Below are 12957 nucleotides of genomic sequence, written 5' to 3' on the forward strand. Positions count from 1 at the left end.
TTGAATGGAGCACGAATTGAGCGAAAGCATAGCATGCAACCCTGTGCCGAACCCGAAGGTTGCACTGCGCAAAACGCTGGCCGGCGCGCGTCGCGACGCCGCGTCGCAGCCCGCCGCGAACGCCGCGCTCGACGCGCGGCTGCGCGGGTTGCTCGAACGCCTCGCACCGCGCACGGTCGGCTTCTACTGGCCGCTGCCGGGCGAATTCGACGCGCGCGACGCGGTGCTCGCATGGTCCGCGGCCGGCACCGGCCGCCGTGCCGCGCTGCCGGTGATCGGCGAGCGTCACACGCCGCTCGCGTTCCATGCGTGGGATGCGCACACGCCGATGCGCGAAGGGCATCACCGGATTCCGGAGCCGGCGTCGGGGGTCGTCGTCGTGCCCGACCTGTTGCTGATTCCGTGTGTGGGATTCGATCTGGAGCGCTACCGGCTCGGCTATGGCGGCGGCTACTACGACCGCACGCTCGCGGTGTGGCCGGGCGACACGCTGCCGGTGACGGTCGGCATCGCGTATGAAGCGTGCCGCGTGGATGCGCTGCCGGCCGAGGCGCACGATCTCGCGATGCGCTGGATCGTGACCGACGGCGCGCTTTACCCGGCCGCCGGATGACGCGGCGCGCGACACCGCGCCAGCGGCATGCCGCGCGTCACCGCGTTCACCGTCCCGTTCGCAATCGTTTACAGCGAGGCCGCCGCACGCGCGGCCGTATCGTAGAGGCCCGATGCGTGGCGCAGCAGTTGCGCGGCGTCGCCGATCTGCGCGTTGGTGAGGCCGCTGTCCTTCAGCGTCTCGATCAGGCAATGCTCGCGCACCTCGCGATACTTCAGGCACAGCTCGCGGCCCGCGTCGGTCGCGAAGAAGAACACTTCCTTGCCGCTCTTCTCGCTCTTCACATAGCCGCGCGCGATCAGTTTTTTCAGCGCATAGGTCGCGACGTGCGTATCCTCGATATTGAGCACGAAGCAGATGTCGGCGAGCTTTTTCTTGCGTTCGCGATGGCTGACGTGATGCAGCAGCGACACCTCGACCGCCGTCATGTCCTTCGCGCCCGCGGCCGACATGCAGCGCACCATCCATCGGTTGAATGCGTTGCCGGCCATGATGAGGCCGTATTCGAGCTCCGACAGCTCCGCGCTCGACTCGGAAACGAGGTGTTCGGATGACACGATCTTGGTCGCAGGACGCTTCATGGAAAGGCGGCGCAAGCCGGATGACAGGGAGTGCCGAGTGTACGACAGAAGCCCCGGCATACGAGCTAGGCGAAAACGCTTATTGGGAAGTTGTCGATATTTTATCGACAATGTGCGCTAACATTGCCGTCCGAACCGTGCCAGTCCGATGACGCAACCCCGCATTTATCCGCTCGGCGATGCCGCCCTCGTCTGCGAGGTGCCGCCGCCCGCCACGCTCGATTGCCAGCGCCGCGTCTGGGCCGTCGCCGAGGTCGCGCGCGCGTGGCCCGACGTGATCGACGTCGTGCCGGGCATGAACAACCTGACGATCGTGTTCGACGCGCTCGCCGCGACGGCCGAGTCGCTCACGCCGGCGCTGCGCGACGCGTGGGAAACCGCCGACGTCGAGCACGCGGAGGGCCGCGAGATCGAGATTCCCGTTGAATACGGCGGCGCCGCCGGCCCCGACCTGCCGGCCGTCGCCGCGCATACGGGGCTGTCGGCCGACGAAGTCGTCGCGCGCCACACGGCCGCCGAATACGTCGTGTTCTTCGTCGGCTTCCAGCCGGGCTTCGCGTATCTCGGCGGCCTCGATGCGTCGCTGCACACGCCGCGCCGCGCGGCGCCGCGCCTGGAAGTGCCGGCCGGCTCGGTCGGCATCGGCGGGGCGCAGACGGGCATCTATCCAGCTACGTCGCCCGGCGGCTGGCAACTGATCGGCCGCACGTCGCACGTGCTGTTCGACCCCACGCGGGCGCAGCCGACGCTGCTGCTGCCCGGCGACCGCGTGCGCTTCACCATTGCCGGAGTCGACGCGACATGAGCCAGAACACCGCACCGGGCACGATCGAGGTCGTCCGCGCCGGCCCGCTGTCGACCGTGCAGGATCTCGGCCGCCGCGGCACGCGCCATTTCGGCGTCGCGCAGGGCGGCGCGCTCGATGGCCTCGCGCTCGAGGTCGGCAATCGGCTGGTCGGCAATCGCCCCGACGCGGCGGCCGTCGAACTCACGATCGGCCCGGCCGCGTTCCGCTTCACGCGCGCGACGCGCATCGCGATCACCGGCACCGAATTCGGCGCGACGCTCGACGGCAAGCCCGTGTATTCATGGTGGAGCCTGCCGGTCGAAGCCGGCCAGACGCTCGTGCTGCCGGCCGCGAAGCGCGGGATGCGCGGCTACCTGTGCATCGCGGGCGGCATCGACGTGCTGCCGATGCTCGGCTCGCGCAGCACCGATCTCGCGTCGCGCTTCGGCGGCCTCGGCGGCCGCGCGCTGCGCGACGGCGATCGGCTCCCGGTCGGCGTGCCGCCGGCCGGCGCCGGCTGCCTCGCGACCGATGCGCCCGAATTCGGCGTGAAGGCGCCCACGTGGTGCGCGTTCGTGCGCGTCGACGAACCACCGCGCCGCCACCATCGTCCCGCGCACGCGCCGTGGGCGATGCCCGTGCGCGTGCTGCCGGGCCCCGACTACGCGTCGTTCGCGGCCGATTCGCAGCAGGCGTTCTGGGACGAGGAATGGCTCGTCACCGCGAACAGCAACCGGATGGGCTATCGCCTCGCCGGCGCCGAGCTTGCGCGCGAGCGGCCGGTCGAGCTGCTGTCGCACGCGGTGCTGCCCGGCACGATCCAGGTGCCGCCGAACGGCCAGCCGATCGTGCTGATGCACGATGCGCAGACCACCGGCGGCTATCCGAAGATCGGCACGGTGATCCGCGCGGATCTCTGGAAACTCGCCCAGGCGCGCCTGAACCTGCCGATCCGCTTCGTGCGCACGACACCCGACGCCGCGCGCGCCGCCCTGACCGCGGAACGTGCCTATCTGCGGCAGATCGACGTCGCGATCGAGATGCGCGAGGAAACTCGCCGTCGCGAGCAATCGCGCGCGGCGTGACAATGTCGTAAGCAACAAGGAGGACACGCCACGCCATCCGTGGACGAGGAACATCATGGAAATCGATCTGAATGCCGATCTCGGCGAAGGATGCGGATCGGACGAGGCGCTGCTCGACCTCGTCACGTCGGCGAACATCGCGTGCGGCTGGCATGCAGGCGGCGCCAATGCGATGCGCGACTGCGTGCGCTGGGCCGTGCAGAAAGGCGTGTCGATCGGCGCACACCCGAGTTTTCACGACCCGGAGAATTTCGGCCGCAAGGAAATGCAGCTGCCGGCCGGCGACATCTATGCGGGCGTGCTGTACCAGCTCGGCGCGCTGTCGGCGATCGCGCAGGCCGAAGGCGGCCGCATCGCGCACGTGAAGCCGCACGGCGCGCTGTACAACCAGGCCGCGCGCGACCCGCTGATCGCCGACGCGGTGGTGTCCGCGATCCACGACTTCGATCCGTCGCTCGCCGTGTTCGGGCTCGCCAACAGCGTGTTCGTCGCGGCCGCGCGCCACGCGGGGCTCGCCGCGGTGGAGGAAGTGTTCGCCGATCGCGGCTACCGCGCGGACGGCTCGCTCGTGCCGCGCAGCCAGCCCGGCGCGCTGATCGACGATGAGGATGCCGTGCTCGCACGCACGCTCGACATGGTGCGCGAGCGGAAGGTGCGCGCGGTAAGCGGCGAGTGGGTGCCGCTCAATGCGCAGACCGTCTGCCTGCACGGCGACGGCCCGCATGCGCTCGCGTTCGCGAAGCGGATCCGCACGGCGCTCGAAGCGGCAGGGGTCGACGTCGTCGCGCCCGGCGCGCTGCAGGCCGACGAAGACGCTTGAGAAGCGCGCAAGCCCCGCTGCCGCCTGACGAAAACCGCCGCACCAAAGAAAAAAGCGCCCTCGTGGCGCTCTTCTGTTGGCACAATCGCCGCGGACTTCGCCGTCTGTCGATTCGCCCCCCGAAACCGTCTAGCGACGGTGACCGGAAAAATGCTCCGGATTAAAAAACGTCCGCCGCCGCCCGAATACTGCTTCCCCCGGTCGGACGACGGAACGTCGCTTATCCGCAAGTCTGCCGCATGCATGTGTTGTACCGACGATGTTTGGCCCCGCCGTGCATGCAGACACTCCGCGGCCGGCACGCGCATCACGTGCCGGCTACGCTAACCCCGCGCTTTGTTTTCTGCTACCCCGTAGAACTTATCTATTCTTTTCATTTTTTCAACTTGTGGGATGAAGAATAGAGATTGGCAGAACCGGATGTCAATCGTTTTAAACGCTATTTCCTGAGGATTCGAGGGTTTTCCTTATCGGATCGCGCGGCCGCGCAGCCGCTTCACACCGCGCGCGCGTCGTCGATCAAACAGGGAAGGATCGATGCGCGGCACCCGGCGCGATCAGTTCGCGTCGACCCGGTATCCTTGCCGGCGCAACAATTCGAGCACGCCGCGCGGGCCGCCCAAATGCAGCGCGCCGATTGCGACGAATACCGGCCGGTCCGGCGCGGCGATTGCCGTCATCCGTGCAACGAAGCGCCGGTTGCGCTCGTACAGGATCTTGTTGTCGATCGACGCCGACAGCGCCTTCGAACGGGCCAGCCGCTCGCTCTTCGCGACCGCCCACGCCGAGATCGCATCGGCGTCGCCAATTTGCCACAGCCGATGCAGCGCCTTGATGTCGGCGGCGTTCTGCGCCGGCGTCTGCACCATGTCCTGCGCGAGCATCTCGCGCTGCTCCGCGAGTGTCAGCCCGGTGAACGCACGCATCTGCTCGGCAAGCGTCTCGAGCCCGATCACGCGGCCGCCCTTCTTCTTCAGGAACACGTTCTGCAGCTGCGCCTCGGTGCCGAATTCGGTCTGCAGGCCGGCCGACAGCGAGTCGTAGGTCTCGACGACCAGCGCCGCGAGCCACGGCCGCATCCGGCGAATTTCCGCGAGCGCGGCCGGATTGCCGTGCAGGCGCGCGGCGAGCCGCTGCCACAGCGGCTCGGGCAGCAGGCGCTGCAGGCACGGGTAGCGGCACACGCCGTACTTCGACACGTCGTCCTGCGATTCGAGCAGATCGTCCGGCGACAGCTCGAGCGCGAGCGTCGGCGACGCGGCGAGCGCCCCGAGGATGCGCGGCCGGAACGGCTGGACGCTCGGATAGTCGGACGGGTCGCCCGTATGCAGCGTGCCGAGCACGTACAGCGTGACCCTGCCCCGGGTGGCGACATAGAACGGCATGCGCGCGGGCTGCACGCGCACCGTGCCGCGCGCGACCGTGCCGTTCGACACGGACGGCGCATGGAAGCCCGGCAGGCTGATGCCGGGCGGCGGAACCTGCGACGGATGGATCGGCGAACTCGCCGGCGCGCGCCCTTCGGCACGCGCGGCGTCGGCCGGGACCAGCACGCTGGCGGCCACGCACGCGCCGGCCAGCGCCGCGCCCGTGACCGTGCGCACGCTCCAGCGCCGTGCGTTGCGGCACGCGCGCATCACACGCGCGCTGCCAGTCCCCGAACGGCGCACGTCTGACGCGCGCGCCGCCAAACCATCAGGCATTCGCCTCCCCCACCTCCTCGGCGCGATGGCAGGCCACACGGCGTCCGTCGACGTCGCGCAACTGCGGTTCCTCGACGCGGCACCGGTCGATCGCGTACGGGCAGCGCTGGTGAAACGCGCAGCCCGACGGCGGATTGAGCGGCGACGGCAGCTCGCCCTGCAGCTTGATCTGCACGCGGCGGTCTTCCTCGAAGATCGCCGGCGTCGCCGACATCAGCGCGCGCGTGTACGGATGCCGCGGCCGCGCGTAGATCGTCGCCTTGTCGCCGAGCTCGGCGACGCTGCCGAAGTACATCACCATCACGTCGTCCGCGACGTGCTCGACCACCGACAGGTTGTGCGAGATGAACACGTAGCTGGTTTTGAACTGCTCCTGCAGATCCATGAACAGGTTCAGGATCTGCGCCTGGATCGACACGTCGAGCGCGGACACCGGCTCGTCGGCGACGACGATGCGCGGATCGAGGATCATCGCGCGCGCGATCGCGACGCGCTGGCGCTGGCCGCCCGAGAACATGTGCGGATAGCGCTTCGCGTGCTCGGGCCGCAGGCCGACCGTGCGCATGATCTGCGCGATGCGCGCCGCGCGTTCGGCGGCCGTCAGGTTCGCGTTGATCTCGAGCGGCTCGCCGAGCGTCTGCTCGACGGTCTTGCGCGGGTTCAGCGACGCGAACGGATTCTGGAACACCATCTGCACGCGGCGGCGCAGGTCGGCGACCGTCGCGCGGTTCGCGCCGGCCACGTTCTTGCCGTCGATCACCAGGCTGCCCGCGGTGGGCGTCTCGATCATCGTGAGCTGGCGCGCGAGCGTCGATTTCCCGCAGCCCGACTCGCCGACGACCGCGAGCGTCTTGCCGCGCTTGAGCGTGAATGACACGCCGTTGAGCGCCTTCACGGTGCCCTGCCCGAACATCCCGCGCTTCACCGAGTAGTGCTTCGCGAGGCCATCCGCGACCAGCACCGCTTCCTCGTCGCCGTGCGACGTGGCACGCGTTTCGTGGACTGCATTCATCGTGCGCCTCCCGTCAGGTCGAGGTTGGAAACATTGAGCGGCTTGATGCAGCGCGCACGCATCGCATCGTTGCCGGACACCAGCGTGTCGAGCGCCGGACGCGCCTTGCGGCAATCGTCGACGACGTACTTGCAGCGCGGCGCGAACAGGCAGCCGGACGGGCGATCATCGCGGCCCGGCACCATGCCCGGCAATGCGGCAAGGCGACGCGCCCCCTTATTGTGCTCGGGAATCGCCGCGAGCAGCGCTTCGGTGTACGGATGATGCGGCGCACGGAAGATGTCCGGCACGCGATTGGTCTCGATGACCTCACCTGCGTACATCACCGCGACGCGCTGCGCGACCTCCGACACCACGGCCAGGTCGTGCGAGATCAGCACGAGCGCCATCCCGCGCTCCTTCTGCAGCTTCACGAGCAGATCCATGATCTGCGCCTGGATCGTCACGTCGAGCGCGGTGGTCGGCTCGTCGGCGATCAGGAGCTTCGGATTGCACGCCACCGCCATCGCGATCATCACGCGCTGGTTCATCCCGCCCGACATCTGGTGCGGGAACGCCGTGATGCGGTTCTTCGCATCGGGAATGCCGACCTGGTCGAGCAGCTCGAGCGCGCGCCGGTGCAGCGCGTCGCCGCGCAGTCCTTCGTGCAGCTTCAGCACCTCCTTGATCTGGTAGCCGACCGTGTAGCTCGGGTTCAGGCTCGACAGCGCGTCCTGGAACACCATCGCGATGTCCTTGCCGACGATCTTGCGGCGCGCCTTCGGCGACGCCTTCAGCAGGTCCACGCCGTTGAACGTGACCTCGTCGGCCGTCACCTTGCCCGGCGCATCGATCAGGCCCATCAGCGCCATCATCGTCACGCTCTTGCCCGAGCCCGATTCGCCGACGACGCCCACCACCTCGCCCGGCGCGATCGACAGGTTGATCCGGTCGACAGCGGGCAGGCCGTTGAAGTTCACCGCGAGATTGCGGATAGTCAGTAGATCTTGGCTCATGGTCAGGCCATCCGCTTCAGTTTGGGATCGAGCGCGTCGCGCAGCCCGTCGCCGAGCAGGTTGATCGCGAGCACCGAAATCAGGATCGACAGGCCGGGCATCGTCACGATCCACCACGCGTTGTCGATGTAGTCGCGCGCGGACGCGAGCATCGCGCCCCACTCGGCGGTCGGCGGCTGCACGCCGAGGCCGAGGAAGCCGAGCGCGGCCGCGTCGAGAATGGCCGACGAGAAGCCGAGCGTCGCCTGCACGATCAGCGGTGCCGTGCAGTTCGGCAGCACCTGCGAGAACATCAGGCGCACCGTGCCGGCACCGGCCACGCGCGACGCCGTCACGTACTCCTTCTGCAGTTCGCCGAGCGCCGACGCGCGCGTGAGACGCACATAGGCCGGCAGCGCGACGATCGCGATCGCGAACATCGTGTTGGTGAGGCCCGGGCCGATGATCGCGACGACCGCGACCGCGAGCAGCAGCGACGGCAGCGCGAGCAGCACGTCCATGATGCGCATCACGGGCGTGTCGGCCCACTTCTGGAAGAACGCGGCGACCAGCCCGAGCACGATGCCGGGGATCAGCGCGAGCACGACCGACACGAAGCCGATCCAGAACGACATCCGCGCGCCGAACATCAGGCGCGAAAGAATGTCGCGGCCCGCTTCGTCGGTGCCGAGGATGAAGTGCCAGTTGCCGCCTTCGAGCCACGCGGGCGGGATCTTCACGTAGTCGCGGTATTGCTCGACCGGGCTGTGCGGCGCGATCAGCGGTGCGAGCAGCGCGACCAGGATCAGCACCAGCACGACGATGCCGGCGCCGACGGCGCCGCGGTTGCGCGAGAAGTTGGCCCAGAACTCGCGCAGCGCGAGCGCACGGCCGCCGGCCGGCGCGGACTCGCTCGGCAGGGTGTTTTGCAGATTGCTCATGGAATTACCTCGTGTGGCGGATGCGCGGATTCAGCACGCCGTACAGCAGGTCGACGACCAGGTTCACGACGATCACGAGCGTCGCGATCAGCAGGATGCCGCCCTGGACGACCGGATAGTCGCGACGGCCGATCGCATCGATCAGCCACTTGCCGACACCGGGCCACGAAAAGAGCGTCTCGGTCAGCACGGCGCCCGCGAGCAGCGTGCCGATCTGCAGGCCGATCACGGTGACGACCGGGATCAGCGCGTTGCGCAGCGCATGCACGACGACCACGCGCGCGGGCGACAGCCCCTTGGCGCGGGCGGTGCGGATGTAATCCTCGCGCAGCACTTCGAGCATCGACGAGCGCGTCATCCGCGCGATCACCGCGAGCGGGATCGTGCCGAGCACGATCGCGGGCAGGATCAGGTGGCTGACCGCCGACTTGAACGCGCCTTCGTCCGGCGCGAGCAGCGCGTCGATCAGCATGAAGCCCGTCGGGTGCGGGAAGTCGTATTCGACCGCGATGCGCCCCGACACGGGCGTCCAGCCGAGATACGACGAAAACACCATGATGAGGATCAGCCCCCACCAGAAGATCGGCATCGAGTAGCCGGTGAGCGCGGTGCCCATCACGCCGTGATCGATGGCCGAGCCGCGTCGCAGCGCGGCGATCACGCCGGCCGGCAGGCCGACCGCGAGCGCGAACACGAGCGCGCACAGCGACAGCTCGACGGTCGCCGGGAAGCGCGCGAAGAATTCGCCCGCGACGCTGGTGTTGGTGATGATCGACGTGCCGAGGTCGCCGTGCACCGCACGGCCGATGTAGTGGATGTACTGCAGCGGCAGCGGCTGGTCGAGGCCGAGCCGTTTCATTGCCTCCGCATGCATCGCGGGATCGACGCCGCGCTCGCCCATCATCACTTCGATGGGGTCGCCCGGTATCAGGTGAATCAGCGCAAACGCCAGGATGGTGATGCCGATGAAGGTCGGGATCACCATGCCCACGCGGCGCAACACGAATGTGAACATGATGCGTCTCGTATTTTCTTGTGGGAAATGTGCGACCGGCGACGGGAAGCTTTTGGCCTCCCGCCGCCGGATGAATAGTGCCTTCTCGATCTATGCAGACAGCTTACACGGGCCGTATTACTTCACGCCGACACCGTCGAAGCGAGCATAGCCGAGCGGCTCGATGCGCATGTCGACCACGTTCTTGCGTACCGGCTGGTAGACCGTCGAGTTCGCGATCGGCGAGAACGGCAGCTGCTGCGCGAAGATCTGCTGAGCCTGCGTGTAGATCTTCGTGCGCGCGTCCTGGCCCGTCGTCGTGCGGCCCTTCTGGACCAGCTCGTCGAACGGCTTGTAGCACCAGTGCGAGAAGTTGTTGCCCTTGATCGCCTCGCAGCCGAGCAGCGTGCCGAGCCAGTTGTCCGGGTCGCCGTTGTCGCCCGTCCAGCCGATCAGCATCGTGTCCTGCTCGCCCGTGTGCGCGCGCTTGATGTACTCACCCCACTCGTACGTGACGATCTTCGCCTTCACGCCGATCTTCGCCCAGTCGGCCTGGATCATCTCGGCCATCAGGCGGGCGTTCGGGTTGTATGCGCGCTGCACCGGCATGGCCCACAGCGTGATGTCGAAACCGTTCGGGAAGCCTGCCTTCGCGAGCAGCGCCTTCGCCTTCGCGGTGTCGTACGCGGGCATCTTCAGGTTCTTGTCGTACGACCATTGGGTCGGCGGCACCGGCGCGGTGGCCGCCTGGCCCGCGCCCTGATAGACGGATTCGAGGATCGCCTTCTTGTTGATCGCCATGTCGAGTGCCTGACGCACCTCGAGCTTGTCGACCGGCTTGTGCTCGACGTTGTACGCGAGGTAGCCGAGGTTGAAGCCCGGCTGCGACGGCATGTCGATGCCCGAGTCGGCCTTCAGCGTCGCGATGTCGGCCGGACGCGGATAGCTCATCACCTGGCATTCGTTGCGCTTGATCTTCTGCACGCGCACGCCCGGGTCGGGCGTGATCGAGAAGATCAGCTTCGACAGCTTCACCGCGCCCTTCTTCCAGTAGTCAGGATTGCCGTCGAAACGGATCGTCGCGTCCTTCGTGTAGCTGCGGAAGATGAACGGGCCCGTGCCGACCGGCTTCTGGTTGATGTCGGCGGCCTTGCCGGCCTTCATCAGCTGGTCGCCGTATTCGGCCGACAGGATCGACGCGAACTCCATCGCCATGTTCTGGATGAACGGTGCGTTCGGTTCGGCCAGCGTGAACTTCACGGTGTACGGATCGACCTTCTCGACCTTCGTGATCAGCTTGTCGAGGCCCATGTCGGTGAAGTACGGGAACGACACCGGGTAGGCCTTGCGGAACGCCTGGTTCGGGTCGAGCATGCGCTCGAACGAGAACACGACGTCGTCCGCGTTGAATTCGCGCGTCGGCTTGAAGAAGTCGGTCGTGTGGAACTTCACGCCATGACGCAGGTGGAACGTGTACACCTTGCCGTCGGACGAAACGTCCCACTTCTCCGCGAGGCCCGGCTCGACCTTCGTGCCGCCGCGCTCGAATTCGACGAGTCGGTTGTAGACGGTGAACGTGGCGGCCGTGAAATCGACGCCGGTCGTGAATTGCGCGGAATCAAAACCCGCCGGGCTGCCTTCTGAGCAGTAGACGAGCGTTTTGTTCGGGATCTGTGCGAATGCAGAACCCGCGACGCCGAGCGATGCCGCTGCCACGCCTGCAATGGCGGTAACACGCAGGGTGTGCAACAGACGGTTGTATTCCATGTTTCCTCCAGGTTTCCAGATCGGAACCGGTCCCCCAGGGGCCGGGTACGCGGATATTACTTGAGCTATCGATTCTGCAACAAGCTGGAGAAAAAACTCTTCTAGACGCATCCACGCGGGTTTTTGCGGATGTCTGGCACGCGCGAAAAGTGCCTCTGCGCGCGCGGGCGGCCATTTCGCCGATCCGGCGCGTGTTTCCTTCGTCAACTAAACAATTCGTATGCGCAGGTAGCGGCACGTCACGCCGTTTTTGGGGCCATGCCGCGCGCATCGTTGCTGCCTTCGAAACGATGCGGTGCGCGCGCTGCGATGCGCGCTCAGGCCGGCGCGTCGAGATCCGCGCTGCGCGCGGGCACGAATGCGACCGCGACGATCGACAGCGCGAGCCCCGCCATCACGTAATAGGTGGGCGCGAGCGGCGTGCCCGTCGCCTTGATCAGCCACGTGACGATGAACTGCCCGAACCCGCCGAACAGCATCACCGCGACGTTGTACGCGATCGACAGCCCGGTCGAGCGCACGTTGGCCGGGAACAGCTCGGCGATCATCGCGCCGAACGGCCCGTAGTAGCCCGCGAGCGTCACCGACAGCACGGCCTGCACCGCGATCAGCCGCCCGATGCTCGGCGCGGCGTCGAGCCACGCGAACAGCGGGTACATCAGCGCGAGCGTCAGCACGAGCGACCACAGCGACAGCCCCTTGCGGCCGATGCGGTCCGACCATGCGCCCGCGATCGGCGACAGCACCATCAGCAACAGATTGCCGACGATCACCGCGTAGAACGATTCCGCATACGGCAGCTTCAGCTGCTTCACCGCGAAGGTCGGCAGATAGCTGATCAGCACGTAGATCGTGACCGTCAGCGCGATCACCGAGCCGAGCCCGCACAGCACCTCGCGCGGATAGCGCGTGAACACTTCGCCGAGCGTCGCGCGGCGCGCGCTTTGCTGCGCATGCAGAAATGCTTCGGAATCGGCGAGATGACGGCGGATATAGAAGCCGATCGGACCGATCACGAGCCCGAGGATGAACGGCACGCGCCAGCCCCAGCTGCGCAGCGCGTCGTGCGACAGCCCGCGCGTGATCGCCGCGCCGACCAGTGCGCCGATCAGCAGCGCGGCCGCCTGGCTCGCCATCTGCCAGCTGCCGTAGAAACCGCGTTTCGAGAACGGCGCGGCTTCGATCAGCAGCGCGGTCGCGCTGCCGAATTCGCCACCGGCCGAGAAACCCTGCAGCAGGCGGCCGAACACGATCAGGAGCGGGCCACCGATGCCGATCGCCGCATAGGGCGGTGCGATCGCGAGCAGGAAGATGCCGGCCGTCATCAGCAGGATCACGAGCGACAGCGCGGCCTTGCGGCCCGCGCGGTCCGCATAGAGCCCGAACACGATGCCGCCGATCGGGCGCATGAAGAATGCCACGCCGAACGTCGCGGTGGTCAGCAGCAGCGAAGAGTATTCACTGGTAGTCGGGAAGAACAGCTCGGCGATCACGACCGTCATGAAGCCGAACACCGTGAAGTCGTACCACTCGAGCGCGTTGCCGATCACCGCCGCCACGACCGCGCGGCGATTCAGCGCACGCTCGGGCCGGGCCGTTTTCGTTGAATTCGCAATCGTCGCCATGCGTGCCTCGTCCTCGTGAATTCGCCGTATCGGGCGGTGCGGCGCGCGGAGGTAC

The 12957-nt window shown here is 67.4% G+C and carries 12 protein-coding genes; 4 read left to right on the plus strand and 8 right to left on the minus strand.

Translation table 11 applies throughout. From position 1 onward, the window contains the following. Positions 1-4: 4 nt before the first annotated feature. Positions 5-613, plus strand: a complete 609-nt coding sequence (locus tag LMA02_RS15710; protein WP_175761135.1) for a 5-formyltetrahydrofolate cyclo-ligase — start codon at positions 5-7, stop codon at positions 611-613. Between the two features lie 68 nt (positions 614-681). Here the strand turns inward: LMA02_RS15710 and LMA02_RS15715 are convergent, their stop codons facing one another. Continuing rightward, on the minus strand, positions 682-1194 hold the full coding sequence (locus tag LMA02_RS15715) for a winged helix DNA-binding protein (RefSeq protein ID WP_006751934.1): 513 nt from the start codon (positions 1192-1194) through the stop codon (positions 682-684). Positions 1195-1342: 148 nt separating this feature from the next. Between LMA02_RS15715 and pxpB the strand changes: the two genes are divergently transcribed. The 3 genes from pxpB to pxpA are packed head-to-tail and all read left to right on the plus strand — an operon-like array spanning position 1343 to position 3886. Then, positions 1343-1999, plus strand: coding sequence for a 5-oxoprolinase subunit PxpB (gene pxpB, locus LMA02_RS15720; RefSeq protein WP_166724642.1), 657 nt, complete (start codon positions 1343-1345; stop codon positions 1997-1999). Then, complete coding sequence (locus tag LMA02_RS15725; RefSeq protein WP_228906111.1) at positions 1996-3066, plus strand: biotin-dependent carboxyltransferase family protein; 1071 nt, start codon at positions 1996-1998, stop codon at positions 3064-3066. The genes pxpB and LMA02_RS15725 overlap by 4 nt, the downstream gene beginning before the upstream one ends. 55 nt (positions 3067-3121) lie before the next feature. Continuing rightward, entirely contained in the window at positions 3122-3886 is a 765-nt protein-coding gene (pxpA, locus tag LMA02_RS15730) for a 5-oxoprolinase subunit PxpA (protein ID WP_166724644.1), read from the plus strand. A 557-nt stretch (positions 3887-4443) separates the two neighbouring features. Here the strand turns inward: pxpA and LMA02_RS15735 are convergent. The 7 genes from LMA02_RS15735 to LMA02_RS15765 form a co-directional block, all read right to left on the minus strand. Continuing rightward, the gene (locus tag LMA02_RS15735) at positions 4444-5589 is read right to left on the minus strand and encodes a TraB/GumN family protein (RefSeq protein WP_228906118.1); all 1146 of its coding nucleotides are present in this window, start codon (positions 5587-5589) and stop codon (positions 4444-4446) included. Then, the gene (locus LMA02_RS15740; RefSeq protein ID WP_228906120.1) at positions 5582-6601 is read right to left on the minus strand and encodes a peptide ABC transporter ATP-binding protein; all 1020 of its coding nucleotides are present in this window, start codon (positions 6599-6601) and stop codon (positions 5582-5584) included. The genes LMA02_RS15735 and LMA02_RS15740 overlap by 8 nt, the downstream gene beginning before the upstream one ends. Then, the gene (locus LMA02_RS15745; RefSeq protein WP_228906122.1) at positions 6598-7596 is read right to left on the minus strand and encodes an ABC transporter ATP-binding protein; all 999 of its coding nucleotides are present in this window, start codon (positions 7594-7596) and stop codon (positions 6598-6600) included. The genes LMA02_RS15740 and LMA02_RS15745 overlap by 4 nt, the downstream gene beginning before the upstream one ends. 2 nt (positions 7597-7598) lie before the next feature. After that, positions 7599-8516 (minus strand): ABC transporter permease subunit, encoded by a 918-nt coding sequence (locus LMA02_RS15750; protein ID WP_105831972.1) that lies wholly within the window; start codon positions 8514-8516, stop codon positions 7599-7601. A 4-nt stretch (positions 8517-8520) separates the two neighbouring features. Then, positions 8521-9531 carry an ABC transporter permease subunit gene (locus LMA02_RS15755; protein ID WP_228906123.1) on the minus strand — a complete coding sequence of 337 codons (1011 nt, stop codon included), beginning with the start codon at positions 9529-9531 and terminating at the stop codon, positions 8521-8523. 117 nt (positions 9532-9648) lie between these two features. Further along, positions 9649-11277 carry an ABC transporter substrate-binding protein gene (locus LMA02_RS15760; protein ID WP_175662019.1) on the minus strand — a complete coding sequence of 543 codons (1629 nt, stop codon included), beginning with the start codon at positions 11275-11277 and terminating at the stop codon, positions 9649-9651. A 317-nt stretch (positions 11278-11594) separates the two neighbouring features. Then, positions 11595-12902 (minus strand): MFS transporter, encoded by a 1308-nt coding sequence (locus LMA02_RS15765; protein WP_228906124.1) that lies wholly within the window; start codon positions 12900-12902, stop codon positions 11595-11597. Positions 12903-12957: the final 55 nt, after the last annotated feature.

The organism is Burkholderia sp. B21-005 (assembly GCF_020843965.1).
Taxonomy (GTDB): Bacteria; Pseudomonadota; Gammaproteobacteria; order Burkholderiales; family Burkholderiaceae; genus Burkholderia; species Burkholderia ambifaria.

Coding starts and splice junctions, on each gene's coding strand:
- LMA02_RS15710 (WP_175761135.1), top strand. CDS start 5: ATGGAGCACGAATTGAGCGAAAGCATAGCATGCAACCCTGTGCCGAAC.
- LMA02_RS15715 (WP_006751934.1), bottom strand. CDS start 1,194: ATGAAGCGTCCTGCGACCAAGATCGTGTCATCCGAACACCTCGTTTCC.
- pxpB (WP_166724642.1), top strand. CDS start 1,343: ATGACGCAACCCCGCATTTATCCGCTCGGCGATGCCGCCCTCGTCTGC.
- LMA02_RS15725 (WP_228906111.1), top strand. CDS start 1,996: ATGAGCCAGAACACCGCACCGGGCACGATCGAGGTCGTCCGCGCCGGC.
- pxpA (WP_166724644.1), top strand. CDS start 3,122: ATGGAAATCGATCTGAATGCCGATCTCGGCGAAGGATGCGGATCGGAC.
- LMA02_RS15735 (WP_228906118.1), bottom strand. CDS start 5,589: ATGCCTGATGGTTTGGCGGCGCGCGCGTCAGACGTGCGCCGTTCGGGG.
- LMA02_RS15740 (WP_228906120.1), bottom strand. CDS start 6,601: ATGAATGCAGTCCACGAAACGCGTGCCACGTCGCACGGCGACGAGGAA.
- LMA02_RS15745 (WP_228906122.1), bottom strand. CDS start 7,596: ATGAGCCAAGATCTACTGACTATCCGCAATCTCGCGGTGAACTTCAAC.
- LMA02_RS15750 (WP_105831972.1), bottom strand. CDS start 8,516: ATGAGCAATCTGCAAAACACCCTGCCGAGCGAGTCCGCGCCGGCCGGC.
- LMA02_RS15755 (WP_228906123.1), bottom strand. CDS start 9,531: ATGTTCACATTCGTGTTGCGCCGCGTGGGCATGGTGATCCCGACCTTC.
- LMA02_RS15760 (WP_175662019.1), bottom strand. CDS start 11,277: ATGGAATACAACCGTCTGTTGCACACCCTGCGTGTTACCGCCATTGCA.
- LMA02_RS15765 (WP_228906124.1), bottom strand. CDS start 12,902: ATGGCGACGATTGCGAATTCAACGAAAACGGCCCGGCCCGAGCGTGCG.